Raw genomic sequence first — 25880 nt, 5'->3', positions numbered from 1 at the left:
CCTTAGATTCCCTGCATATGATGCAAAATTATTGGGCAGTTTCCATACCTTGCCCACTTTCACCAGCGGCCTAACCGCTGCTAGCGGTCATCCAACCAATTGAGACTTGATGGCGGTGAAAAATCGATGACCGCACTGCTGAATGATCCGCTTACGGAGCGAGCATCCCACAATCAAATCGCGGTGGCTGAACGAACGGCATAACAGCCTTAGCGCAAAAACCAACAGCAGCGAGTGAGCTATGGACGCCCTACCTAGATCTCGTCTCGTGGACTTAGCTGCCTAAAAAGTGAAGATAAAAATTTGAACTGCTGGCCAATCAGCAATTTACGACGGCGACTTGTCACTGAAATGTAGCTAACCACCAGGTGTGGCCTGACCCTAAAGCTTACTCAGCCCAATCGTCAGCCTCTTCGTCACTGTCAAAGAGGGCTCCCATCAGAGACGCATCCATCTCCATCCGTTGTTCCATTTGCCGCAGAAAATATCCGGTCATCATGGCTGAAGCCAGTAGTCCCGCCAAGTTTTCTCGGTCAGTCGAAACTTGGACATTAAAGCCATCACCAGGCAGTACCCCAATGAGACCTTGAACATTTTGCGAAATAATCTGCTTAATCTCTGGAGTGACCGCCTGTGCCACCCGACTCAGTACCTCCGGCGACTGATGCTTAAGGTATTTCAGCAGCTGATTACTGGCCTCATCATCTACATGCAGGCCTACAAAATCAACACGCTCAGGGTTAAATGTCATGGAAATCCTGCTATTCCTATCTCTTAAACCTTAGACCGCCTGACTAAATTATTCCAGTCGGTAATCTACGCAAATGCCGTAAAAGTGTCGAAAATCAAGGGATTATCGGCTTGAAAGTCAATTTACAACACCTGCCTGGTTTTGTGTGGTTTTACCTTAACAAATGATTAGCGGTTCGCTATGACTCCAAACGCGGTCTCTGCCGATGGAGGGTTACGCATCTGGCCCGGTGACAGAGGAAAGCGACTCGACGGCGGTTTCAGAGGCCGATGAGGGGAGGACGGTGGCCTCTTCATGGGAGCTGTCACCAGTATCAGCGGCGGCGGCCTTTGGAGACTGGGCAGCTTGTTTAGTAAAGGCGGGTAAATCGTCAATTTCGAAGTGTTGGTGAAATTTATTAGTCACCTGAAGCCAAAAAGAGCGGCCATCGGCCTGGCGGCGCTTGCGCACAAACCCGAGGTTGACGAGTTCGTTGACGTGTTGATATGCGCCAGAGCCCCGAATATCGATCAGGTCAGTCTGGGCAATGGGGCCTCGCAGGGCGATCGCGGCTAACGTTCGCAGTGCCCCCACGCCCAGATCTAACGGAATGAGCGTATCCACCAGATGGCGAAAGCCTGATTTCAATTGCAGGCAATAACCGTCTTTGGTCTCAATGATCTCCAGCGCACTCTCGCGGTGGGCGTACTCATTCATCAGATCCATGAGGCCTTCCTCGGCCATCTCGCGATCGCACCCAGCATATTCCGCCAGGTTCGCGATATTGAGTGGACGCCCCTTGAGATACAAAATTGCTTCGATGACGCTGGCCAGTTTAGGCATAGCGGCGTTTAATCCAGATTGCGACCAGTGAGTTCTACAAAGATATCCTCTAAGTTCGATGGGCGCGTCATCATGCCGGTTTTATCTGGCTGTTGTTCAAAATAAGCGTTGGCTTCGGCTAGGGTAGCAAAAAACTGATAATCCCAGCGATCGCCCGTTTGCCGCATGAGAATGCCCTCACCATGCCGCTGCCGCAGTTCTGCCAGCGTGCCCAGGGCAATGAGCTGCCCCTGGTCCAAAATCCCGATACGATTGCACAGAAACTCCACTTCTTCCATGTAGTGGGTGGTCAGCAGCATCGTCATGCCTTGCTGGTTCAAAGAGCGGATAATTTCCCAAAGGCGACGGCGGGTCTGCGGATCAAGACCGACGGTGGGCTCATCCAAAAACAAAATTTTGGGATTGTGCAACAGTGCCCGGGCGATTTGCAGTCGTCGCTTCATGCCGCCAGACAGCGTTTTAACTTTGCTGTCGCGGCGATCGCCCAGTTCGACAAACCCGAGCCATTCATCAATGCGCTTTTGCCGTTGCGGCTGGGAAATGTGGTGCATCCGCCCATGCAATTCCATATTTTCCCAAACGGTGAGGTCGCCATCCACACTCGTTTGTTGCAGCACCACGCCAATCTGTCGCCGCACATCCATCGGGTCACGCTGCACGTCATATCCCGCCACGATCAAATTGCCATCCGAGGGCTGGGTCAGGGTCGTTAGCATGCGAATGGTGGTGGACTTCCCCGCCCCATTTGGCCCCAGCAGGCCAAAGCTCTCACCGGGTTGAATGACAAGAGATAAATCGTTCACAACGTGGAGGCGGTTGTAAACCTTGTGCAAATTTTGAACGCAAACGGCAGCTGTCATAGATTAGGCAATCAGCGAGTAATGGTTTGGGATGATGCATAGCCCATTGCTTAAAAGTATCAAAACCTTGGCAGGTCTAGCTGATAATGGTGCCCTGCTGGAGGCAAATCTGCGTTGGGATAAAGGAATTGGGAAATATGCGCTGTTACGTTGACTCGTCCGTTTTGCTCATCCACCAAGATGACGTGCCCCCCTACAAAAAGCAGGGGTCAGTGGTCCGCAACAGTTACTTTTGGGCCCTGAAATCGATCGCTGACACGGCCCGCTTTGATCAACCGTGGGAATTTGAGCAGTCGGTGTGGATTGCTCTGTGTCGTCTGTTGACCTCGTTTGCCATGTCGGGATATTTAGGCGATCGCGAGACCCTGCTCGAATTTCCACCCGATGCCCAAATTCCGGATGAATTACGTGCCATGAGCACTTGGGCATCGGATGCCCATGATTGTTCGGAGGCCGCAGACGCGCCAAATTTCTAAACCCCGAGTTCGCCAAACAGCATCAGACTAGGATTTCAGTGCGAGTTGCGAATCATGGCTTTCGCCAACACCCGTGGTTGCCAGCCTTGCTCGCGTTTGGCGGCATTTGGAGAGAGCGATATGCCTGCGATGCGGCCCCCAGCCCAGTGCTCCCCCTATCACCTGTAAGTGATGGCACTTACTGCACTGTGTATCAGATCCCCGCTTTCACAGCAGCCCACTCACCAAGCCTCCGTGTTTCTCCACGCAGCACATCATCGCCCCTGGAGAAATATCAAGAGTCTGTGAAGCTCACTGCTCCCATCATCAAGAAACAGTCAAGAAACCATACAAACCGTTCAATATTGGTTCGCAGGAACCAGGGTCGTTAAAATTGACTGAGCATTTACGTATTTCTCCCAGTCTGCATTCTCTTGCCATCAGAGTTGTTGACTCACGCTCTGTACTGAGCGCCCTCCTACCATCACTGTGTATGTCAGAAAATCGCCATCCAGAGCTTGAAGGCCATCAATCTGAGCCCTTATATACCTTTGAACTTACTAACCATCGCAAAGCCTTTCGCACCAAATTGCTGTGGACTCTAGTAGGCGTCAGCATTGGCATTGGCGGCATGTGGTTAGGGCTGGCAGCAAACTTTTCCTTATTAAGACCCCAGCCGGATAACGCCACCACGTCGCTCGAAGACCCCTTTGCTCAGGGATCGCGCCAAGCGATGAGTGCAGCTGAGTTGACTCAAAGTGCTGAATACCGCGAAGAGTGGAGTCAAGTCGCGATTTTGTGGCAGCAGGCGCTGACCAAGATGGAATCGGTACCAGCGTCACATTCCAGCTATGAGATGGCGCAGCAAAAGCAGGTTGAATATGCGCGCAACCTCCAGTACGCCCAGAGCAACATTGATTCCCGCGCTCCCATCAATCCGGAGGCGCAGTCCTATTGGACAATTGGTTCCGATCGCGAACTGGTGGTCGCCTTGCAGGGCATGCCGGCGCGGATGACGCAGTACGGCAATTCTTGTAAAGAGGTGATGTACTACGGCGACAGTATTGTTGAGCTAAAGAATGGCTATGTCGTTGATTTCAGTGATTCGGATGGCAATCTCAAAGTGTTGGGGGATGGGCAAGTAGCCTTGTCATTCCAGGCTTCGCCGGAAAATTGGGCGATTGGGTCTTCCCAAGAAGAGGTTTTCCAAATTCAAGGAACGCCAACCCGTACGAGCACGTTTCAGAATGCCGTGACCTTGCACTATGGCAGCAGCATTGTCCAGTTGGCCGACGATCGCGTCATTGGCTACACCAACACCAATGGCAATCTGAGCGTGGCGATGATGCCAACGATGGCAAAGGGTCAAGCGACCGCCACTTTTTGGACGATTGGCGCTGATCGGGTTGATGTCTTGCAGGCCGAGCAGCAAACGCCGACAGCCGTGAGCCGATTGGACAGTAGCTGTAAAGAAGTATTTAGTTTTGGCAACAGCACGATAACGTTCCGCCAGGGGGTCGTGAGCGAATACATCAACCACGGAAACGCGCTCAAGCTGCAGTAAAAGATCAGTGAGAAACTAACTTCTCGGCTGAGGTCAGTGGATAGGGCGCTGGGTAGCTGAGCCTGAGTATTTTCACGACGAGCAAACCCTAAGGAATGGGAATTTAATTATGTGTGGACAGCCGAGACGGCTGTCCACATGCAGGCAAGATGCCTGCCTGACAAGACTTGGATTTTATACAATCCTGATTCCTAATCGCATACGTCAGAACCGCTGGTCTAATTGCCATCGTGCCCTGGGGAAAAGGTCTGTCCCAACGCACAATGTACAAACGGGCGGCCCTCGATCGCCCGCTTCAGGACGCCCTAACGTGCTTAAAAAGGTAGCTTTTTCTTGCTGGCTTTTTCGCGATCGTAGTCGAGTTCGCGGAGCTTTTTCATAATGCGGCCAAAGTATTCGCCCAGATACTCTTCAACGGTGGTAATCTCGCCAGAATCGATGTGAAAGGTTTCGTAAACTTCGTCCATCGGCGCAATGAGCGCGTCAGACCCCACGACCACTTCGGTAAAGGCGAGGCGATCGGCCACATTCCAGCCCCATTCGAAGTAGGACAGCATCTTTTTGACAGCACGCAATAGCCCAAGTGGCATGCGAGACACCCGCGAATCTTGTCCAGTGAGGCGTTCGCACAGACGAATGATTTCGTTCGAGTCCCAGGCCCGACTGCCCGCCAGGGGAAAACTCCGTTTGACCGTGTCAGGGTTGCCGAGCGCCGCGATCGCAAATCGGGCGATATCCTGGGTGTTCATGTAAGCAATGGGTGCCGCCCCATTCATCACCCAGATTCCCTGCTTCTCAAGGATGGGAATCGCGTATTGACCAATCAAGCCCTGCAAAAAGCCACAGGGTTTGAGAATCGTGTAATCGAGCCCCGATTCTGCCAAAAACTTCTCAGTGCAATGCTTGATATTCATCAAGGGCACGTCGGGATACTTTTCGGCTCCCAGGATAGAAATGAAGATGTAGCGGTTAACGCCTGCGGCCTTAGCAGCCTTGATGAGATTGACCTTGCCATTCCAATCAACCCGGTCGATCGCGTCCGTGGGTCGCGCCGTGGCCGCATCAATGACGGCATCCACCCCTTCTAAAATAGGGGGCAGCGTCTGAGGCGCACAAAGATTGCCGCGCAGCAACTGAGCACCCCACTCTCGCAAGAAAGCACCGCGCTGAAAGCTGCGAACTAAGCACTGCACCTCATGCCCTTCATCCAGCGCTCGGCGAACAATCTGTCTGCCCAGCGTGCCAGTGGCACCGACGACCAAAAGTTTCATGAGAATTTAGAAACAAAAGTTTACGTTCTTCTAACCATAGCAGATGAACCCCAGGTGTCTGACGGATTATCCCTGGGGTTTTTAGCAAACCTATTCTTCGCCGCCCTGAAGTTTCAGCATGACAAAGCCTAAGCCCAGACCCACTAAGGTCAGAACAAACAATAGAATAGCTGTACTAGTAATTTCGCCGCCCATGATGAATTTAGCTCCTATGCTTAATTGCGTTTAATCGTTGAAAACGCTGTGTTCGCACCGTTTATTTTACAGTTTCAAGGTCTCACGTTTAGTCTTTGTGTCGCTGATGCCGACCGCTGGAAAATGCCTCATCCCTTAGATGCCCATCTCGATCAGGTGAATGTTCGGTTCAAAGCGGCCCGGCTCGGGCTCAAAGTCGAGCGGCGGGGCGATATGTTGGCGCTACGTGGCACGTTGCCGCCGCGCCCTGGCAGCGATCGCACCCGCCCCTATCAGCAGCGCATTCCCCTAAAACTACCGGCGAATAAAGCAGCTTTGAAACAGGCGGAGCAGGAGGCTAAGGTCATTGCCGCCAAGCTGATTGAGGGCACCTTTGACTGGCGCAACTATCTCGTGCAGTCTGGCCTCGTGCTGGGGTCAGATGCCCTGGCGGACAAAATTGCAGCCTTTGAGCAACATTACCTGGCGGAAGCCCAAGCCGACCCCGATAAGCATCCCGCCTCGGTGCAAGCGACATGGAGCAAAGCCTACGCACCCTATTTGAGAAAGTTGCAGTCGCTCAGCGATCGCCGCCCCAGCTTGAGTGTGCCCGAGGCGATCGTGGCGACGGTGAAAGAGACGCAGGCAAATTCTCGCAGTCGGCAGGTCTGCTGCACCGCGATGGAAGCGTTGGCGCAGTTTCTCTCGCTAGAGTTGCCCGTTGATTTGAAAACGCTGTGGGGCAAATATGGCAGCAGCCGTACCCAACGGCGAGATTTGCCCACCGATGAGCAAATTGTCGAATGCTTCCACCGCATTCCCAATCCGGCTTGGCAGTTTGTCTACGGCGCGATGGCGGTGTACGGCCTGCGCAATCATGAGGTGTTTTTCAGCGATTATCAGGCATTGCAGTCGGGGGATACCGAAGCGGCGATCGAAGTGCTCGACACCACCAAAACCGGAGCCCATGACGTCTGGCCTTTTCCCCCCGAGTGGATTGCCGAATTTGACTTGAGGACGGTCTGCTTGCCGGACATTGAGACCAATTTGCAGCGCACCACCTTGCAGCGTATCGGCCAGCAGGTGACGCTCCAGTTCCAGCGTTACAAGATGCCGTTTTCTCCTTATGATTTGCGCCACGCCTGGGCGGTACGCACTATTTTGCTGGGGGTGCCCGATACAGTGGCGGCGCGCATGATGGGGCACTCCGTGGCGATTCATAACCGTACGTACCATCGGTGGATTACGCGCCGCGATCAGCAGCAGGCGGTGCGGGCCGCCCTCAAGGGATAATCTCTTGCTCAGAATTGGCCGCCAGTTGAGTAACTGGTGAAGCGAGTCACTCAACCGGGTTTCTCAAGTCGATTGGAGCGATCGCTTGTGAAGAAATATGTCATGGTTTAAGGAAGTTGATTTCACCGTACGCTCAATGACCCGTCCATGGCTCCGTCTGATTCTCGGCATTTTAAGTTTGACGCTGACGTTTGCGTCTCCCGTTTGGGCCGCCAATGCAGCGATCGCGCCGCCGGATGTCGATCGCCCAGCCAGCACTGACAACACGAGTACCGCGATTTTTGCGGGTGGCTGCTTTTGGTGTATGGAAAAGCCCTTTGACGAATTGCCCGGCGTCATCAGCACAACTTCGGGATATACCGGCGGCACCGTGGCTAACCCCAGTTACATGCAGGTTTCTGGGGGAGGCACGGGGCACGTCGAAGCGGTGAAAGTCACGTACAATCCCGCTCAGGTCAGCTACGACCAATTGCTAGAGGTCTTCTGGCATAACGTCGATCCGGTGGATGATCGCGGCCAGTTTTGTGACAAAGGCAGCCAGTATCGCTCAGCCATCTTTTATCAAGACGAACAACAAGCAGCAGCGGCTGAATCCTCCAAGCAAGCATTAGCAGCAACAAAATTCAACCAGGCGATCGCCACCGAAATCTTGGCCACTTCGGCTTTTTACCCAGCCGAAGACTACCACCAGAACTATTATCAAACCCATTCAGTGCGCTACAAGGTCTACCGCTATGCCTGCGGGCGCGACCAACGCTTAGAGGCGATCTGGGGCGAAGCAGCGGGTCATGAGTCTGCCGCTCCAACCGCCGGATAATATCAGGTCATCCAGTTCAGAGTTCAGAGCTTTAACCAAGCGTTCCCCGAGCCAAAGCGTTCTCCAAATGTGTGAAGAACCAGACGTTTCTTGAGTTGAGAGGACACTGAGAAAACCGAATAGGCCGCTAAGCAACGATCATGAAGTATATGCGCAATAAAAATTCCTTAGCACAGCTGACGAAGAGGGTGAGCACTTCATCATGATAGAAACTGTGTCGATGGAGATGGTGCTGGCTTTATATCTATCGGCTGGCTTATCGCTGCTGAGTATATACGGCATGGTGGTCTTCTTTGGCCTCCAGCGCCAGTCCCTGGACGAGGCACCCAGGATAGCTCCCTTGACAGATCAGCCGACTGCTTTGCCGCTGGTGAGCGTCATTATCCCTGCCTATAACGAGGCCGTTAATATTCAGGACTGCATCAAAGCGGTTTTAAATAGCGAATTGCCTAACCCCGGTGACCTACAGATACTGGTTGCTGATGATGACTCCACCGATGCCACGAAAACCCTGGCTCAAGCATTAGCTGACCAAGATGACCGGGTACAAGTCATCGCCGTCCCGCCCCGTCCCCAGGATGCTGTATGGCTGGGTAAGAATTGGGCCTGTACTCAGGCAGTATCCCAGGCAACGGGCAATTATCTGCTGTTTATCGATGCAGATGTACGCTTAGCCCCGAAGGCGATCGCGACGGCTGTCACTCAAGCCGAGCAAGACGACATCGACTTGCTCAGTCTGGTTCCCAATATTCTGTGCGGTTGTTTAGCAGAGTGGCTGGTGCAGCCCGTGATGGCGAGCATTCTAGCGGTTGGGTTTAACTTTGCCGCCGTCAACGACCCCACCCAGTCGGAACAAGCGTTTGCCGCTGGCCCTTTTATGTTGTTTCGCCGCGCCGCCTACGACGCAATTGGCGGGCATCAAGCGGTAGCAGACAACTTGGTGGAAGACGTGGCTCTGGCCCGGTTGATTAAGCAGCGGGGCCATCGGCTTTACTACGCGTTAGGACTGGACTTGTTTCAGGTGCGCATGTATCAAAACTGGGCTGGCCTCTGGGAAGGCTGGACGAAGAACTACTATCTGGGAGCCGGACGCAATATTTACTCGACGCTCTATTCGGCTTTGTCGATGTTGGTCGTTTTTACGGCTCCCTGGCTGGGGTTGGGATTAGCGCTGGTGCTGATCAGCAATGGCGGGTCGTTAATTGGTATCGCGACAGTGCTACTGGGGATGGGGGCAATTGTGCGGCAATACGTCTATCGCCGGGAGACTGCGCAGCGGTTTCGGCAACCGTTGCGATATTTCTGGCTGAGTTGGTTGAGTGGCTTACTGGTAGCCGCGATCGCCATTGGCTCCATCATTAAAACCGAAACGGGCTGGGGCTGGACTTGGCGTGGTCGTCCCTTAAAAGTTCAGGCTCAGAGATAACCATATGCATCGGCAGACCTTATCACTGCAAGACTACACAGTGGCCTACTCGGAACAAGGGCAAGGGACACCCCTAATCTTCTTACACGGTTTCCTCGGCAACGGCAGTAACTGGCAATTTATTATTCCTGAACTCCAGTCGGATTATCGCTGTGTCGCGATTGATTTGCTAGGTTTCGGCAACTCCTCTAAACCCCGACTGCGCTATACCATTTGGCATCAGGTCGATTTTTTGCGGCAGTTTATTCAAGCCTTAGACCTGCAACACTTTCATTTGGTAGGTCACTCCTATGGCGGCTGGACGGCAGCGGCCTATGCCCTAGCGGCGACGGGACTGGGGTGGACTGATCAAGGGTGGTCTTCTGTCGCATCAAGGGCGATCGCCCTGCCATCCCCTGCGACCCTGACCTTAATTGCGGCAGCGGGCATTCGTGACGATAGCTTTGTGGGGCGCTACAACCATCTAAGACCGCTGCTATGGGAAACCCCATGGGTTGATTGGGGGCTTAACGCGATCGCCCCGGTAGCCAGGATTTTCAACCAGCAATCAGCCTTTCAGCAAATTCATCAGACCCGTCGAGAACTGCTGAATCAGCCAGTCGCCAAGTCATTTTTGATGGATCGGTTGCGCCCCGAAGATGCGATCGATACGGTCGATCCGTATCTACAGCGGATCAAGTCCCCCACCCAGGTTGTCGCTGGGCAGCAAGACACCACCATCCCGCTTTGGCACAGCCAAACCTATGCGGAGAAAATTCCGCTGGCAAACCTAAAAGTTATTGCTGAGGCTGATCACGATCTGATCCACACCCACGGCGCAGAAATTGCCCAACTGATTCACCACCAGGTCAGGCGACATTAGTTATTTGGTGGCGGACAAAGTCGCCGCGATTGTCCATACCCCCCAGCCTTTGCACGTTAGAAATCGCATTCTAGAATGGTGTGACTAATTCGACTAACGCCCAAAGCTAATTTCCTGAGGTGGCCCCATGGTTCACGACTATTCGCCCCCGGTTGCGCACCTGCTGAGTTACGACGCTGTCAAACCCGTGAGGCTGCCCGACTGGCCTGACTATGTGAGCGAGTTTGGGCTGACGGCTGAGCATGTGCCCGCTTTGCTTGAGTTGATGAAAGATACGGCCCTGGCCGAGTTTGATCCCGACCATCCCCCAGCATTGCCAGACTACGTTGACCCAGAAACCGCCTGGTGTGCGCCCATTCATGCTTGGCGATCGCTCTATCAACTGCGATCGCTCGCCATTTTTGAAGATCATGCCCTTGACCTATTGCAATCTGAGTTAGATGAATGGGCTGGGGAAGACTTTATCGACATGATTAAGCACTGGGGGCCTCCAGTCATTGAGCCTGTCACCCAACTCATTGAAGCTAATCTGGCGACTGAAAATCGCATTCTGCCGCTGATTGAAGGTCTATATGAGTTGCCCCAACAGTTTCCCGAGGCCCGCGATCGCATCGTCGCCGTGCTGCTGCGGCTGCTGGAAACCTATGCCACTAACGAGATTGACAACAACTCCTTTCTCGCGATCGGCTTGCTGGAACTTAAAGCCACGGAATCGGCTGACTTGCTAGAGCAAGCGTATGAGGCAGGCCAGATCGATGAGTTTATCGCGGCCACTTGGCCTGCGGCCCAGATCGAACTCGGCCTCAAGTCAGAGTCTGACTTCACGGCAGAAGAACTCACGCCCGCAGTTCCTCCAGACATTCAAAGGATGCGGGAAATGATTGACGCCTTCCAGCGGAGGGATAAACCGAATGCCTTTGAGACCGGCCTGCCGGTCGATCCGAGTGCCTTTCCTGACAGCCGACCACCCGACTTTGATGCCCTGCTAGCGGGTAAAAAGAGTGCCGCCCCCAAAGCCAAGCAGGGATTTGGCGGCCCCTCTGCCACCCACAAAAAGTCGAAAAAGGGCAAAAAGAAGAAGCGTTGATCATGGCCGATTCATCATCTGGTGTTCGGCTGGCAAGATGACGGTGCTGTCGGCTTGGCTGCGTGGTCTGTCAGCATCGGTAAAGTTTTAGCCCACTGGCATCTGGGGATTTTCGCTCGCGAACAGATGCCCCCAGCGCCCCGCAGGCAGGTGCTAACGGTCCAGGGGCCGAAGCTCCTAGGTCACGGCATCGCGATGCACCGAGCAATAACGGATGAATGAATTTGCGCCATTTTGATAATTAATCGGTAGACTTGTCGATATTTTTGAACACAATTGTGATTGATCAGGTAACCTAAGGCCAATCTTGGCGTCATCTTGGTCAAGCGAGTAACAGGAGGCAACGGCAGCGGTGCGCAGGCAACTGGTAGATGAACTCAGAGTGTTGGGGCTGCGGTCTGATGCGAGTTTTGCCGAGGTCAAAGCGTCGTATCGGCGACTGGCACGGCAGTATCACCCGGATATGAATCCGGGCGATCGCGAGGCTGAGGATAAATTTATCCGCATCACCAAGGCGTATCAGGCGTTGGCGGATGCCATGCCCACCGTCACCACGACGACGGTCGCGGCAACGGTCACGGCCGCCCAGGCAACAACGACATCGTCGCGGCCCAAAGTCACCATTCACAAATCTGCTGCTTCGAAAGTGACAGTGCAGGTCAATCCCGATCTCACCCCCGAAGATCAGGCGTTGAAACAAAAGGGCTTTGACCAATTGCAGCTGCTATTTCAAGCGCAAAAGTTTCCCAGAGCGATCGCCCTGGTGGATGGATTGGCCCAACGGCTAACGAACGATGCGGAAGTAACCCAGTGGCAGGCGATCGCTTATCAGCGCTGGGGGCGCTACTTAATTCGTCACGGCCATCATGACAAGGCCCGCCGCGCGTTGAAAAAAGCCTTGCGCCTTGACCCCCACAACAAGGTGCTGTGGCAAGAAGTAAATCGCGATTTTCAGCGGATGGAATACGTTACGCAGCAGCGGTCTCCAGCGGCTAAATGATTTAATGCCTCATCAGTCAATCGCTAATTTGGAATGCTCATATGGCTGGAAATGAAGGCGATCGCCCCCCAGCCATTGCTGTGGTTCAGGTACTAAAATAGTTGATTCAGGCCAGGAAACCCAGGAGCGATCGCCCTAGGCGTCGTCGTTTGCCGCAGTTTGAGTCGCCTCTAGGTCATTGGTGTCAAACAGCGTCAGGTACTGGTCATAGCCCTTGGCGGCTAGGTCCGTCACCGGAATGAAGCGCAACGCTGCAGAGTTCATGCAGTAGCGCAAGCCCGTAGGCTTAGGCCCATCGTTGAAGACGTGTCCCAGGTGAGAATCTGCCTGACGGCTACGCACTTCCGTCCGCGTCATAAAGAAGGAGCGATCTTTCCGCTCTACCACGTTTTCGGGCTCCAGCGGTTGCGAAAAAGAAGGCCAGCCCGTTCCTGACTCAAACTTATCGCGGGAAGAAAACAGCGGTTCCCCAGAAACAATATCAACGTAAATACCGGACTTTTTGTTGTTCCAGTAGGTGTTGCGAAAGGGGCGCTCAGTCGCCTCTTCTTGGGTGACGGCGTACTGCAAGTCGGTCAGTTGCGATCGCAAATCGGCATCAGTCGGTTTGCGAAAGTCCGAGGAAGCATTCAGGGTGGCAATGGGGCCAGCGATCGCTGCCGCCGGACTGGTGTCATTAGGGAGTGGCGTAAGCAGTGTGACGACTCCGAGCACCATACTTGCGAAAACCAGCCAATACAGTCGTTTCATCAAACCTCTCAATTCCGGGCAAAAAGCTACCGTTACTTAGCGTAACGATTTTCTGGGCACGGGACAGCCGCAGTTATCAAGTTGAGATCGCCCCTCACCGCCGACGATGGCTCTTCATGCCCACCGAGATCGCCTTGTTGAGCAAAACAAAGCCAAGATTCCAGTTGGTTCAATGGTTTCTAATGGCAAGATGGCATTGTGGCTGTCGCGCAAGATTTGCTCGATTGTGCGTGTTGAGCAGTTGCCGCAACGACTCTAAATAACCTGGCTGACTGCCAAAACTCTCGAAACCCTTATTCTGTCGTCGGTTGTATTAGCGCCAAAGTAACCCAACGAAACCCTTTCTGATGTTGGGTTTTACTGCGTTCCGCCCAACCTACGCGAGGAACTTGAATGCGCTCAATCACCGCATCCAAGTGAGCGTCAGCCTCCTGATTGGTAAAGCGAAGGCATCGAATGCCTAGAGCCGCGATCGCAGCGCTAAGGAACTTGCGCGCAAAAAAGATCCCCATGAACCGACCTTCGACTCCGCTCAACTCTCGATACTGGTAGGCGGAGCGAAGTCGAAACCGGATTGCACGGGTACTTTATTTAGTTGCCGATCCCTAAAAGAACCAGCCGTAGCTGTGCAAGCCCTTGCCGAGAATGTTGACGCCGAGATAGCAGACCCAGACCACGAGAAACCCAGACGCCGCCAAAATTGCCGGACGCCTCCCCTGCCAGCCCTTGGTGATGCGAGCGTGCAAGTAAGCAGCGAACACTAGCCAGGTGATCAAAGCCCAAGTCTCTTTGGGATCCCAGCTCCAGTAGGAACCCCAGGCTTCATTCGCCCATACGGCACCAGAAATGATGCCAATGGTCAGTAACGGAAACCCAATGCCAATAATACGGTAGCTGATGTTATCTAAAGTGTCTGCCAAGGTTAGACGTTGGGGGGTCAGCTTTTGAGGAGCCGTTGTTGGTGCGGTGACCACCTTTGCTAAAACAGCGGTGCCGCCATCGCGGGTGACGGTATCGGTCTCGCCGGCCAAGTTGGGAGCAGCGCTGACCGTCTGCAAGTTGGGGTTACGGCGCAGCTTGGTTTCCCGGAAGGCTCCGGTGCCGACAGAACTGCCACGCAGCTCGATCGCTTGCCCCCGAGTCACAATCAGAAAGGCGATCGCCATCAGTGCGCCCACCATCAACGCGGCATAACTCAACAGCATCACGCTGACATGCATCATCAACCAGTTAGATTTCAGTGCGGGCACCAGCGGCTCCGAAACCTGCATATTATCGGGAAGCGTCAGGGTGCCAAAAGCCGTCATGCCCATGGCGATTGGCGCAGTGATGGCCCCCACCAACTGACTCCGACTCATGCGCTCGGCGACGAGGTGAACAGCGGTAATGCCCCAAATCACAAAAAATAGGGACTCGTAGAGATTGCTGAGGGGAAAATACCCTCCTTCAATCCAGCGGGCCGTCAATAAGGCCGCGATCGCCATATTGGCTAGCGCCATCCCCGTCGTGCCCAGTCCACCCAGCAGACGAACCTTGGGGAAGGCAATACTGCTCCAGTAGGCCAACATGGTGAAAAACAGAATGGTAAACGCCGTGTTATCCAGCCATCCTTGCAGCGTTACAAGATCCATTGCGCAGGTACTCAAACTTTCCGTACATCCTCCATCGTACCGAGATTTTGAACGACTCACCCACGAGAATTCTTAAGGCTTATTGAGCGTTAAGGACTTTTTGACCCAGTAGCGAGCGACCAGGAGATCGCCGGCTCAATCAGCTCGCACCCCTCAGGCAAAGAGGTCAGCGATCGCCACCAAAAGATCGGGCACTAACGCCGACTGAAGTGTATCGGCGGCGGCGTAAACGCGATCTTCATATAAGCCATTCACCCACTGGCAAACGGTCACTTGCCGCAACTCCGGATCAACAATCCAGTATTCCGCAATGCCCCGCGCCGCATACTCCACATATTTGTAACGATAATCACGATCGCGATTGACCGGCCCTGGACTCACGATCTCTACCACCAGCGCTGGGGGCGGCATATCGCGAGTGATGGTGGCTCGGGATTGGTTCGCGATCGCCGCCTTTGACTCGGCAGTATGCACCAGCAAATCAGGAATCCGACAACGTGCCCGGCGTCCTGTAACTTCTATTTCTGTATCTTTGTGAGCTATCCACTCGATTGGCAACTGCTGCGCGAGCTGAATCAACAACTTCCTGGCGAGATCATTATTTTCCTCTGATTCTGGTGGCATCTCGACTAAAATTCCATCCTCTAATTCGTAGCGGATATCGGTGGCATCGTCATAGGCGAGATAATCATCGAAGGTTAGATAGTCTGGGGCGGTGGGAGTGGTGGCGGTCATGATGACAACAGAGTTAGGGCCAGACAGCAGCAGTGCCCTGATTTTAACAAGCTGCCTGAAGCAGGTTGTCAGAATGACGCGGCGCTTAGCGATCGCTCTCAGGTGATCACCACACCACGGCCACAGCCACAATAAACCGGCACCAAACCAGAGTGTGGGTGGGTCACCAATTTCCTGGTTGCCATCATGCTGCCACCTGAGGTAAACGTCGCTATCCCAATAAAAATTCACCGCTGTGTACGTATGAGCGAGACGCGAGTTCAGCCTACCGAATTGTCACTCGCGGAAATCATCACGACGGCCCACAGTCTTACTGCTAACCAGGCGATCGCCTCTCCCCCCCCAACTGTCCGAAACCTCGTTACGCTGATTGAGTCCTGATGTTTGCGCCAACATGCCTGCACCCGCGATTGTCCCTGTGACTGCGACCCCAACCGCTGACTTTGTTTACATTCCGCCTCCAGCGGCCATCAACGCCCAAACCATTCTTGTAAAGCCGAATCTGGGCTACCCGGTGGGGCCGCCGGTAACGGTCAGCATGGCGGGGCTGGGCCAGGTGCTGACAGGATTACGGCAGGCCAGCCCCCAAGCCGAAATCTTGATTGTGGAAGGGGTCTGCTCTAAGGTTTCGTTTGCCGACATTATGGGCAAATTGGGCGTATACGACTTGCTGGATAAGGGGATGCAACTGCTGGACGCCGACACCCTAGAGCTGATGGAGTATCCCAATCGGGCCATGACCCCAGTGCGCTTCAAAACCTTGTGGGCACCGAAGCTATTGCAAACGGTGGACTGCCGCATTTCCGTCGGAGCCTTTAAGAAAACGAATTTAAAGGGGCGATCGCTCATCTCCGCCTCCCTCAAAAACCTGTACGGTCTCTTTCCCCGCACCAAATACAAGGCCCGCAGCAATCACTCACGGGGCCAACTGCATCGGCCCTCGGTGCCCGAAGTGCTGCAGGATGTTTATGGCACCATCGGACATTTATTCGACGGAGCCGTGGTGGACTGCGACCAGAAATTTATCAGCCGCGACTGGCGACCCGACGTGGGGGATAGCGTGCCCATCGGGCAAGTGATTTTTGGTAATAGTTTGCTGGCAGTGGATGAGAGAGCGTGTGAAATTGGGAAAGAGGAGATTGCTTCCTATCTCCAGCTCATCCAACAGCTGCGTTTCCTTTAAGTCCGCCTGCCACAACTGAGAGGGCATTTCTAAAAAAGCTCAGCGATCGCGCCGTTTAATGGGACACAAAACTTGGGTCAGGCGTCGCAACTCTTCCGAGGTGCCCATCCCGATCACCATATCTCCCGCACAAATTACCGTATTCGCGTTGGGGCCAACGATCAGCGTATTGTCCGCCCGCCGAATCGCCAAGATCAGCGCCCCAGACTTGAGCCGCAGCTCGGCTTCCCCCAGGGTTTGCCCCACCTTCGGGCAGTCATCCACCGAAATCAGAAACTCTTCCACATAAACGGTGCGATCGCCCCCGGATAAAATGCCCTCCAAAAAATCCACCACCTGCGGTCGCAACGCCGCAGCCGCCATGCGTTTGCCCCCCGTAATGTACGGCGAGATCACCACATCTGCGCCTCCCCGCTGAATTTTTTGCACCGCTTCCTCCGAACTGGCGCGGGCGATCGTCCGAATCTGCGGCGCGAGGGTTTTGGCCGACAGCACGGTGTACAGGTTTTCGGCATCGGAGGGCAACGCCGCAATCAGACAGATCGATCGCTCAATGCCAACTCGCTGCAATACCTGGTCTTGGGTGGCATCGCCCTGATAGGTGATGAACCCCAAGCTCTGCGCCGCTTGGATCGAAGTTTCGTTGGAATCGACCACAATGAAGGGAATCCGCTCCAGCGAAAACTCTGACGCCACTTGCCGACCCGTGCGGCCAAATCCACAGATAATATAGTGCTGATTTAATGAGTCCATGAGCCTCCGGCGCTGCTGTAGACGGATTCCAGCTTGAAAGTGGCCTTGAATCAGCGCTTCAGAAAACGAGTTCAAAATATAGCCAATCACCACCACGCCCATCAAAATCAGCACAATGGTGAAAATCCGCCCCCGTGCCCCCAAGGGCTGCACCTCGGCAAACCCCACCGTCGCCAGCGTAATCACTGACATGTAGACGGCGTCCAGCCAGGTCCAACCTTCCACCCATTTGTACCAGAGGATCCCGGAGACGAGTACCCCCAGCAGGGCGATCGCGCCACCGATCAGATGGCGGCGAGTGCGGCGATAGGTCGCCTCAATGAGCGTGTCAGACAACGATGGACGCGACGGCGGGGCAGTCATGCGGTGACAAACTCAACACAAATATAAAGTGGGCAGTGACCGACCCGTTCTTGATTTTAGAAGTTCTTGCCGAGAGAAAGCCCCACGCCGCCACCCATTTTCTGCAACCGATGCGGCAACCGAGCGGCGTTGACCATGAGTAGTCATCCCTATTGTCCCCAATGCGGCGGCGACATCCCCAATCATGAACACCAGGGGCGGCGATCGCCAGCCGCTCGGAGACCGTAGGGGACGGTTCCCTGTCGGAGCCGCCACCGATCCACTCGGGATCAGTGCCAGGGAACCGTCCCCTGAGAGATGGTCTTCACAGAAATTCAACCCCGGTTGAGGGCCAACCGGGCCAAGGCACGGGCCGCAAAAACTGCCTGAGGTGCTCGCTCAAGCGATCGCCACCGACAAGTAACTTCTTTTTTCGTCATAATTTTGATGACCAGTCCGGGGGCCAAAGCTAAAAATATCCCGCAGAAATTGGGCTGATCGGCGTTCTGTAGACAGGATCGGAATACAGATAAAGGCCAAAAATAGTTAGACAGCTTAATGAGTTAGGAGGCATATTTCCAGCATGTTGACGATCGCCGACATTATGACCGCCGAGGTTCAAGTCATTGACCGCCTGGCCACCGTTGCCGACGCCATTGTGCAAATGCAGACCCACGGAGTGCGATCGCTCATCGTTGACCGACCGGCTACGGATTTGCCCTTTGGCGTGCTGACCGAGCGCGACATCGTATACAAAGTATTTGCCCGCAATCTCGAGCCTGACCGCGTCAGAGTACAAGATATTATGCGTCAGCCCTGTATTGCCTTAGAACCGCACATCAGCCTCCGAGAAGCGGCGTTAGCCATGTCTGATGCGGGTATTCAGCGAGCGCCGGTCATGCAATCAGGCGAGTTGCTAGGCATCGTGTCCGTTACGGACTTAGTCATGAAAGGCTATGTTGCCAGTACGCTGCTGCCCAGCTAGCTGGGTGCCCTGTGTGGTCACTTTGCCATCAGGGCGAACGATGTTGAAGGTTGTATCCGTTTAGCGTTGAGTTAGCGTCTAGCGGCTCCCGATGCACCTTGATCTCCCTAGAACCGGGGGACTCTCCAGCTGGTGAAGTGTCAATTCCTTTAATAATAAGTCGGTGACACTATGGGATATCAAGTAACGTGAAGCCGATATTGGGGGTTTCCATCGCCGATCGCGCATTGCCGTACTTTCCAAAGGTTTAAAGTTTTCTGATGTCGCTCAAACCCTCGCTTGATCCGGCTTACGACATTCTCCGTTCAGAAGAACAGCCCCTCAGCGCCATCTTTAACCCCAAGGCGGTGGCGGTGATTGGCGCGACCGATCGCCCTGGCAGCGTGGGCCGCACCGTGCTGTGGAATTTGATTAGTAGCCCGTTTGGGGGCATGGTCTTTCCCATCAATCCCAAGCGGCAGAGCGTGCTGGGCATTCGGGCGTATCCCAGCATTTGCGAAGCGCCGGATCAAGTCGATTTGGCCATCATCGCCACGCCAGCGGCATCGGTGCCGGGACTGGTGCAAGACTGTGTAAAGGCTGGGGTCAAAGGCGCGATCGTTATATCCGCCGGTTTCAGAGAAATTGGACCCGCCGGGATCGAACTCGAGCAGCAAATTATCGAGCAGTTGCGGCGCAGCCCCCTGCGGCTAATTGGGCCGAACTGTTTAGGCATTATGAATCCGCTCACGGGGTTAAATGCCACCTTTGCTAGCAGCCTGGCGCGACCGGGCAATGTCGGCTTCATTAGCCAGAGTGGGGCGTTATGCACTGCCGTGTTGGACTGGAGCTTTCAGGAAAACGTCGGCTTTAGCGCCTTTGTCTCCATTGGTTCCATGCTGGATGTGGATTGGGGCGACCTGATTTATTACCTGGGCGACGATCCGCGCACCAAAAGCATCGTGATTTACATGGAATCAATCGGCAATGCGCGATCGTTTCTCTCCGCTGCCCGGGAGGTGGCGTTGACGAAGCCCATCATTGTGATCAAATCAGGTCGCACAGCGGCGGCGGCCCAGGCAGCCGCTTCCCACACGGGCACCCTAGCGGGACAAGACGCCGTTTTAGATGCCGCCTTTCGGCGATGTGGGGTGCTGCGAGTCGAACGGGTTTCGGAATTGTTTGACCTGGCCGAAGTGCTGGCGAAGCAGCAACAGCGGCCCCAGGGGCCACGTCTTGCGATCATCACCAACGCGGGGGGGCCAGGGGTATTGGCAACGGATGCGCTGATTAATACCGGGGGATCGCTGGCCGCGATCGCCGATGAAACCGTCGCTAAACTCAGCGAATTTCTGCCCCCTCACTGGAGCCAGGGTAATCCCATCGACATCTTGGGGGATGCCGATCCCGATCGCTACGCCAAAACCCTGGAAGTGGTCGCCCAAGACCCCAACAACGATGGTCTGCTCGTGGTGCTGACGCCCCAAGCCATGACTGATCCGACAGAAACTGCAGAACATTTGAAGAAGTACGCCCAGACCTCCCGTAAACCCATTCTGGCCTCTTGGATGGGGGGCGCTGAAGTCACCAATGGCGAAACCATTCTCAATCAGGCCAGCGTTGCCACCTATCGCTACCCCGACGCGGCCTCGCGGCTGTTCAACTTCATGTGGAAGTACAGCTATAACCTGCGGGGCATTTATGAAACGCCAGCCCTGTTGCCCGAATCAGAATTTGGCCACACCGATCGCTCCCAAGTGGACACCATTATCGAGTCCGCCAGAGCGGCGGGTCGCACCCTGCTTACCGAGGTGGAATCCAAGCAAGTGCTCAGTGCCTATGGCATTCCCACGGTCGAGTCCTGCTTTGCTGCCACCCCCGAAGCGGCGATCGCCCATGCCAAAGCCTTGGGCTATCCCGTGGTGCTGAAGCTGGTGTCGCATACCTTTGTTCACAAAACTGATGTGGGCGGGGTCAAACTTAACTTGCAAAATGCGACAGCGGTCAAACGGGCCTTCGCTGATATTCAAGCGGCGATTACCGAGAAGGCTGGGGGCGAGTATTTTCAAGGCGTCACGGTGCAGCCCATGATCGATCGCACTCAGGGCTACGAAGTGATCATTGGCAGTAGCTTGGATGCGCAATTTGGCCCGGTCATTCTGTTTGGCACCGGGGGGCAACTAGTGGAAGTCTTCAAAGATCGGGCGATCGCCCTGCCGCCCCTGAATACGACCCTGGCCCGTCGCCTGATGGAGCAAACCAAAATCCACCAGGCTTTGCAGGGAGTGCGGGGGCGGCAACCCGCCAATCTGGACGAGTTAGAAATGTTATTGGTGCGGTTTAGCCAACTCACCCTAGAGCAGCCCTGGATTAAAGAAATTGACATCAACCCGCTCTTAGTGGCGGAAGCCAACCATCGCTATCCGCTGCTAGCGTTAGACGCCCGCATCGCCTTGCACCCCCCCGACACCGATCTCGCCACGATTCCCAAGCCCGCCATTCGTCCCTACCCCACCCAATACGTCTCGCCCTGGCAGCTCAAAGACGACACCGCGGTCACCGTGCGACCCATTCGTCCCGAAGACGAACCGCTGATCGTCCAGTTTCATCGCACCCTCTCCGAAGAGAGCGTCTATTTTCGCTACTTTCACCTGATGACGCTGAACCATCGCATCGCCCACGAGCGACTGACCCGCATCTGCTTTGTGGACTACGATCGCGAAATGGCCCTCGTGGTGGATCAGAAAGACGACAGCGGCAGCCACCAAATTCTCGGCGTGGGTCGCTTAAGTAAATCCCACGGGGCCAATGCGGCAGAGTTTGCCATGCTCATCAGCGATACCTACCAAAAGCAGGGCATTGGCACCAAGCTTTTAGAACAGTTGGTGCAGGTCGGCCGCGACGAAAGGTTAGACTGCATCACTGCCGAAATCTTGCACGAAAACCGGGCCATGCAACGCGTGTGCGAAAAGGTTGGCTTTGAGCTGAGACGAACCCCCGATTTCATGGATGCCAAGATTGACCTCACCCGCGATTCCGGCCAATAGTCACCGTTGGCTGATGCGCTGGGGGGACACTCAATCGGCTCGCGGCAGCCAAATCACAAATATCGTGCCGCGCTGGTGGGTCTCTGGCGCAATCATGTCTGGCAACGAATAGGGCCAAGCAGCCAGTGGGCTAAACACTTGCATCTGACCGTGCATTTCTTGTACGAGGTCGGCAGCGATCGCCAACCCTAAGCCACTGCCATCCAAATCGCCAGCCGCCTGCAACCCTCGATAATGTCGCTCAAAAATGCGCCCCTGATCTTCAGGGGGAATGCCCGGACCAGTATCCCCCACCAAAATGCCCACCCAGTCGGGGGCGTTCGGTAATGACCAGCCCCACTCCACCCAGATTTGACTGCCGGGGGTGGCATATTTAAGTGCATTGTCCAGCAAAATACTTAAGCTCTCGGTTAGCGCTTTGGGATCGGCCTGCACCTGCAAATCGGCGTCATCAGCAATGGCCTGCAGACCCAGTCCCGCATCTTCGGCGAGGGGCTGCGTGAGTTCCACCAGCGGCAACGCAATGGCCGCGATCGCGATCGCGCGGAGGGTCAAAGCCCCGCCAAAATGAATCAACGACTCCGGAGCGGCAGCCAGGGCTGGTGAAGACTGCCGGGTATCATCGGCAGGCAGCAGCAGCGGCACGCTGGTTGCTGTCTCCTCACGCGAATCATCCGCCGCCTGTAGCGTATCGTCAAAATAGCCCAGCAGTTCCTGCATGCGATCGCCCTCCCGCAGCATGTTCGTCACCAGTCGCCGATTGGGATCTTCAGTTGGCAGGCGCTTGGTCAGCAATTTGCCAAAGGTTTTCAGCGCCGTCAGCGGACTCCGCAACTGGTGCAGTAGTTCATGGAAGCGATCGGACTGCTGCGCTTGCACATGGTCTAACGCAGACATTTGCGTTTTCAGCCATTGGCCGCGCTGGTCTAACACACAGGCCAGCGTCAGCGATCTCGCACATTCCTCCAGGCGCTCCCGCTCCCCATCACGCCAGGGGCGATCGGCCCGCCAACTCACCAGCACCCCAAACACGCCCCCCTCATGCATCATGGGAATGGCCAATTGTTCGGGCGGCTCCGCGGCCTCTGTCGACCCCCGAGAAGAGGCTTTAGATAACGGTGGCTCTTGACGGGCGGTGATCGTCTCAGGTCGCCCCTGTAGCGCCATAAAATTGCCCGGTGCCGCCGGGAGCGATTTATTCAGCGCCCGCAAATTGGCGCTGGCACCTTCTGGCGGATAAACCGCGATCGGCAATAAATTAGGCACCTGTTGAGCTGACCACCCCTCCGCCATGTACACAGCAGTCGAATCAGCGCCTACCAGCTTGGTCATCATCGCCAATTGAGACTGACACAGGGCGGCAAATTCGGCGCTGGCAGGCATCAACATCATCAAAATCGCTGAAAAACCTTTTCAAGAAAGAAAAATTGAACCCCTGACCAGGAGGCACATACGGCGTAAACCTACGGGTAGGCTGTAGATTTGAAAATCTATCATTTAACCACGCCAGCTACCCATAGTACGTTCAGATAAGTTGAAATTTTAGTTTTTACCGGATATACTTTGCAAGGTTGGGGGTTTTGTAGCACAAACTACATCCTCTATCTTACATGTACACCAGAGAGTAGGAGGTAGGCAGGTTGGCAAGAAGACGTAAACGTAAAAGCCGCCGTCGTCTAGAAGGTAGGCGTATTCTGGAGTGTGTACCTCAATATAGTATCGAAAGCGGTACCGATAAACCGGTAACTGCGGCTCGTAACTTTATCCATAGTGAAAACATTGCTCCCCCCGCATTGTTATTGGTAAAGCGTAATGAGCATACAACTGATCGATATTTTTGGGCAGAAAAAGGCCTTTTTGGTGCCCAGTATGTTGAAGAGAACCACTTTTTGTTTCCCAGCTTGAGAGCCCTGTTGAATGAAGACGAAGATGAGGTTGTGAGCTTGTCGAAGTAAGCTTTTCATCTGATCGCTGGAGAACCCAGTAATTAAAGTTTTCCAGCTTTTCAGGTGCTCGCGGAGAAACAATTAAAGTCCTAATTAACGAGAGGTAGAGGTCGATTACTCTACCTCTCGTTGTTGCTTTAAAGGCAGCTGAGCGGCCAGCGTGGCGAGTTCATCACGGTGAGCTGTCACTCGCAGCTGCGTTGCTACCGTTTGGCCCGTTGTTTGGGCGGGCTCATCTGATGGCAGTACACAAAACGAAACTTGCTCTAAGCGGTTAGCCCCGCGCCAATAGAACCAAGAAGCCAGTGGCGAAAACCCCAAGAGCACATAAGGCCAATAACCCAGTTGAGGGGCTGATATCACCACTACCAGCGCCAGGCACAATAAACCGACCGCAGCGAGTCCACCTAAAAAAACGGCAAGAAACACACTGGCCCCGACGTTTCCTTCCAACGCAATTTGACCTGATTCTGGATCGACCACTTTGACCCGATAAGCCCGATTAGCAAAATACTCCTGCAACTTTTCCAGCAGGGTGACATCGGACAGGGGCGTCACGTAGAGCGCCGTCTCCGTACGGTCTTTGGTCGCGGCACGAATAAAAAAGAACAGACCAATGAATAAGAGAAAGGTCAACCCGAAGATTGAGGGCGGCACCAGTTGTTCGACAGCAGTCATAGAAATTAAGTACAGGTCCGTTGATTACAGTTCAGTGATTAAACGCATGTAGCGGGTCGGGCGATCGCCAATATCGACCGGGACTGGACTCCACAAGATGCTCAAACCGGGCAAACAACCTATCAGGTCGCAAATTAGATGACATCCGGCGTCAGCTTACTGAGCCAGGAATCCCAGTCATTGGCCACTAAGCCACTGCCGATCTTCACCACTGCTTGCCAGTTAAACAGCTTAAGCGGCTCAGCCCTACCGATACTTGAACAATCCATAAGGCATTACCTAAATGGCCTCAGACACAAGTGTGCCCTCTCGTAATCGATCGCTGATTCAGGAGTGCAACTAGAGAACGGCACTTTCATGTAGAAATGTGAACGTGCTGTGATCGCTGCGCGTGAACCACTCTCCTCAATATAACGGCCCAAATGTTGTTGGCCGAGACCGCCAGCTTAACATTCATTTACAAAATTTATCGGCATCATTAAACTTTTGTTTCGCGGGATTGAGAAAACCCGCTGATTGAGAAATCCTAGAGAAGAATAATTTTTCGGATGCCGCTATGAGCGATCGCTTTCCCTTAGTTCCCCGATATCGATTGGATGACGAGCAAACCTGGCTGGTGGGGATTGACCCCCTTCGCCGATATTGGTTGTTAGTCAACGGGGACGAAGCTAAGCCGATTATTTTGCCAGGACTGAGCATCAACGATTTTGATCAGTTTCGGCAAGCCATCTTGGCCTTCCGGGGGCTCGCAGCCGGCGACACGCTAGAGTTGCCTACCGCTACAGGTGACGTGTTAACTATCCGATGTGCTTCGAAAAATTGCTTTGCCATCGACTTTGACGTTGATGGGTATCTGGCAACGCATTTGTTCGATCAGGAATCGCTAGAGTCGCTGTTGATGACCGCCCATCCTGATTGGCGCTGCGCCCCCCACCATCGCGATTTGGGACGAGAAATGCTGTCGCTTTCCTGGCATCAGCCCGCAGCCGAGAAAACCGCCGCCTAGCTCTGTTCGCCGAATGAACTGGGCACTGCGGCACACCAATGATGAAAAAGATGAACGTTTGGGCTGACTGAATTTAAAGTTGGCGTGGCGATCGCGGTGCAGCTATCAACCATCACTGAATTGATGCAGGCGATCGCGATGGCTGGCAGCGCCCCATCAATCGTCGTTTTTGTGATGCCGACCATTTTTCAGCCAGCTTGCCGTCGATAATGCTGCATCAGTTTCGCAACATTACTGATCCAGCAACATCACTGATCCAGCCAATCTGCCTTATTTTCCTCGTCCTGGTAACGTGAGTTGCCCCAACAGCGAACGCATCAGATCTTGGTGCCATTTTGAGATCACGCCCGACAAGCTCTGAGGTTGGAGCCTTTCCCTGCTAAGGAAACTGCAACTAAATAAAGTACCCGTTCAATCCGGTTTCGACTTCGCTCAACCTGCCAGTATCGAGAGTTGAGCGAAG

Annotated in this window: 24 protein-coding genes and 1 pseudogene; 13 read left to right on the top strand and 12 right to left on the bottom strand. The window is 54.3% G+C overall.

The features are described from left to right. Window positions 1–388 precede the first annotated feature (388 nt). The 3 genes from JUK32_RS19930 to JUK32_RS19920 all read right to left on the bottom strand — a co-directional run bounded on the left by JUK32_RS19930 (window position 389) and on the right by JUK32_RS19920 (window position 2433). Window positions 389–751: a DUF760 domain-containing protein gene (locus JUK32_RS19930; protein WP_204140615.1), complete on the bottom strand. Its 363-nt coding sequence runs from the start codon at window positions 749–751 to the stop codon at window positions 389–391. A gap of 213 nt (window positions 752–964) precedes the next feature. Further along, the gene (gene scpB, locus JUK32_RS19925; protein WP_204140614.1) at window positions 965–1573 is read right to left on the bottom strand and encodes an SMC-Scp complex subunit ScpB; all 609 of its coding nucleotides are present in this window, start codon (window positions 1571–1573) and stop codon (window positions 965–967) included. Window positions 1574–1581: 8 nt separating this feature from the next. Continuing rightward, complete coding sequence (locus JUK32_RS19920; RefSeq protein ID WP_204140613.1) at window positions 1582–2433, bottom strand: ABC transporter ATP-binding protein; 852 nt, start codon at window positions 2431–2433, stop codon at window positions 1582–1584. 137 nt (window positions 2434–2570) lie between these two features. Between JUK32_RS19920 and JUK32_RS19915 the strand changes: the two genes are divergently transcribed. Then, the gene (locus JUK32_RS19915) at window positions 2571–2909 is read left to right on the top strand and encodes a hypothetical protein (RefSeq protein ID WP_204140612.1); all 339 of its coding nucleotides are present in this window, start codon (window positions 2571–2573) and stop codon (window positions 2907–2909) included. 472 nt (window positions 2910–3381) lie between these two features. Continuing rightward, the gene (locus tag JUK32_RS19910) at window positions 3382–4452 is read left to right on the top strand and encodes a hypothetical protein (protein ID WP_204140611.1); all 1071 of its coding nucleotides are present in this window, start codon (window positions 3382–3384) and stop codon (window positions 4450–4452) included. Window positions 4453–4766: 314 nt separating this feature from the next. Here the strand turns inward: JUK32_RS19910 and JUK32_RS19905 are convergent, their stop codons facing one another. Then, window positions 4767–5723 (bottom strand): NAD(P)H-binding protein, encoded by a 957-nt coding sequence (locus JUK32_RS19905; RefSeq protein WP_204140610.1) that lies wholly within the window; start codon window positions 5721–5723, stop codon window positions 4767–4769. A gap of 90 nt (window positions 5724–5813) precedes the next feature. After that, entirely contained in the window at window positions 5814–5918 is a 105-nt protein-coding gene (locus JUK32_RS19900; RefSeq protein WP_204140609.1) for a PetM family cytochrome b6-f complex subunit 7, read from the bottom strand. A gap of 48 nt (window positions 5919–5966) precedes the next feature. On the opposite strand from JUK32_RS19900, the gene JUK32_RS19895 reads away from it, so the two are divergent. From JUK32_RS19895 to JUK32_RS19870, 6 genes are all read left to right on the top strand, one after another. Next, complete coding sequence (locus JUK32_RS19895) at window positions 5967–7190, top strand: site-specific integrase (protein ID WP_309224592.1); 1224 nt, start codon at window positions 5967–5969, stop codon at window positions 7188–7190. A 136-nt stretch (window positions 7191–7326) separates the two neighbouring features. Further along, on the top strand, window positions 7327–8007 hold the full coding sequence (gene msrA / locus JUK32_RS19890; protein ID WP_204140608.1) for a peptide-methionine (S)-S-oxide reductase MsrA: 681 nt from the start codon (window positions 7327–7329) through the stop codon (window positions 8005–8007). A 202-nt stretch (window positions 8008–8209) separates the two neighbouring features. Next, window positions 8210–9433 carry a glycosyltransferase family 2 protein gene (locus JUK32_RS19885; protein WP_239112881.1) on the top strand — a complete coding sequence of 408 codons (1224 nt, stop codon included), beginning with the start codon at window positions 8210–8212 and terminating at the stop codon, window positions 9431–9433. A gap of 4 nt (window positions 9434–9437) precedes the next feature. Beyond that, window positions 9438–10295, top strand: coding sequence for an alpha/beta fold hydrolase (locus JUK32_RS19880; protein WP_204140607.1), 858 nt, complete (start codon window positions 9438–9440; stop codon window positions 10293–10295). A gap of 127 nt (window positions 10296–10422) precedes the next feature. After that, the gene (locus tag JUK32_RS19875; protein WP_204140606.1) at window positions 10423–11382 is read left to right on the top strand and encodes a hypothetical protein; all 960 of its coding nucleotides are present in this window, start codon (window positions 10423–10425) and stop codon (window positions 11380–11382) included. A 352-nt stretch (window positions 11383–11734) separates the two neighbouring features. Next, on the top strand, window positions 11735–12382 hold the full coding sequence (locus tag JUK32_RS19870; protein ID WP_204140605.1) for a DnaJ domain-containing protein: 648 nt from the start codon (window positions 11735–11737) through the stop codon (window positions 12380–12382). Window positions 12383–12517: 135 nt separating this feature from the next. Here the strand turns inward: JUK32_RS19870 and msrB are convergent. From msrB to JUK32_RS19855, 3 genes and pseudogenes are all read right to left on the bottom strand, one after another. Then, a pseudogene (gene msrB / locus JUK32_RS19865) lies at window positions 12518–12997 on the bottom strand (peptide-methionine (R)-S-oxide reductase MsrB); the annotation flags it as partial. Window positions 12998–13737: 740 nt separating this feature from the next. Next, window positions 13738–14763, bottom strand: coding sequence for a c-type cytochrome biogenesis protein CcsB (gene ccsB / locus JUK32_RS19860; RefSeq protein WP_204140603.1), 1026 nt, complete (start codon window positions 14761–14763; stop codon window positions 13738–13740). Window positions 14764–14916: 153 nt separating this feature from the next. Continuing rightward, window positions 14917–15729: a Uma2 family endonuclease gene (locus JUK32_RS19855; protein ID WP_309224591.1), complete on the bottom strand. Its 813-nt coding sequence runs from the start codon at window positions 15727–15729 to the stop codon at window positions 14917–14919. 163 nt (window positions 15730–15892) lie between these two features. Here JUK32_RS19855 and JUK32_RS19850 point away from each other — a divergent pair, with 163 nt between their 5' ends. Continuing rightward, window positions 15893–16681 carry a DUF362 domain-containing protein gene (locus tag JUK32_RS19850; RefSeq protein ID WP_204140602.1) on the top strand — a complete coding sequence of 263 codons (789 nt, stop codon included), beginning with the start codon at window positions 15893–15895 and terminating at the stop codon, window positions 16679–16681. A 39-nt stretch (window positions 16682–16720) separates the two neighbouring features. On the opposite strand, the gene JUK32_RS19845 is transcribed toward JUK32_RS19850, so the two are convergent. Next, window positions 16721–17797, bottom strand: coding sequence for a TrkA family potassium uptake protein (locus JUK32_RS19845; protein WP_204140601.1), 1077 nt, complete (start codon window positions 17795–17797; stop codon window positions 16721–16723). Window positions 17798–18359: 562 nt separating this feature from the next. Between JUK32_RS19845 and JUK32_RS19840 the strand changes: the two genes are divergently transcribed. Further along, entirely contained in the window at window positions 18360–18761 is a 402-nt protein-coding gene (locus JUK32_RS19840) for a CBS domain-containing protein (protein WP_204140600.1), read from the top strand. A gap of 260 nt (window positions 18762–19021) precedes the next feature. After that, a complete protein-coding gene (locus JUK32_RS19835; RefSeq protein WP_204140599.1) occupies window positions 19022–21787 on the top strand; it encodes a bifunctional acetate--CoA ligase family protein/GNAT family N-acetyltransferase in 2766 nt (921 codons plus the stop codon). A 30-nt stretch (window positions 21788–21817) separates the two neighbouring features. Here the strand turns inward: JUK32_RS19835 and JUK32_RS19830 are convergent, their stop codons facing one another. Then, the gene (locus JUK32_RS19830) at window positions 21818–23176 is read right to left on the bottom strand and encodes a GAF domain-containing sensor histidine kinase (protein ID WP_204140598.1); all 1359 of its coding nucleotides are present in this window, start codon (window positions 23174–23176) and stop codon (window positions 21818–21820) included. 251 nt (window positions 23177–23427) lie between these two features. Here JUK32_RS19830 and JUK32_RS19825 point away from each other — a divergent pair, with 251 nt between their 5' ends. Then, window positions 23428–23742, top strand: coding sequence for a DUF3155 domain-containing protein (locus tag JUK32_RS19825; protein ID WP_039728799.1), 315 nt, complete (start codon window positions 23428–23430; stop codon window positions 23740–23742). Between the two features lie 105 nt (window positions 23743–23847). Here the strand turns inward: JUK32_RS19825 and JUK32_RS19820 are convergent, their stop codons facing one another. Then, window positions 23848–24411, bottom strand: coding sequence for a cofactor assembly of complex C subunit B (locus JUK32_RS19820; protein WP_204140597.1), 564 nt, complete (start codon window positions 24409–24411; stop codon window positions 23848–23850). A 134-nt stretch (window positions 24412–24545) separates the two neighbouring features. Further along, on the bottom strand, window positions 24546–24680 hold the full coding sequence (locus JUK32_RS28095) for a hypothetical protein (protein WP_255538302.1): 135 nt from the start codon (window positions 24678–24680) through the stop codon (window positions 24546–24548). 287 nt (window positions 24681–24967) lie between these two features. On the opposite strand from JUK32_RS28095, the gene JUK32_RS19815 reads away from it, so the two are divergent. Continuing rightward, window positions 24968–25417, top strand: coding sequence for a hypothetical protein (locus tag JUK32_RS19815; protein WP_204140596.1), 450 nt, complete (start codon window positions 24968–24970; stop codon window positions 25415–25417). Window positions 25418–25880: the final 463 nt, after the last annotated feature.

It is taken from the genome of Halomicronema sp. CCY15110 (genome assembly GCF_016888165.1).
Lineage (GTDB): Bacteria > Cyanobacteriota > Cyanobacteriia > Phormidesmidales > Phormidesmidaceae > Halomicronema.
This window is presented reverse-complemented; position numbering and strand designations above follow the sequence as displayed.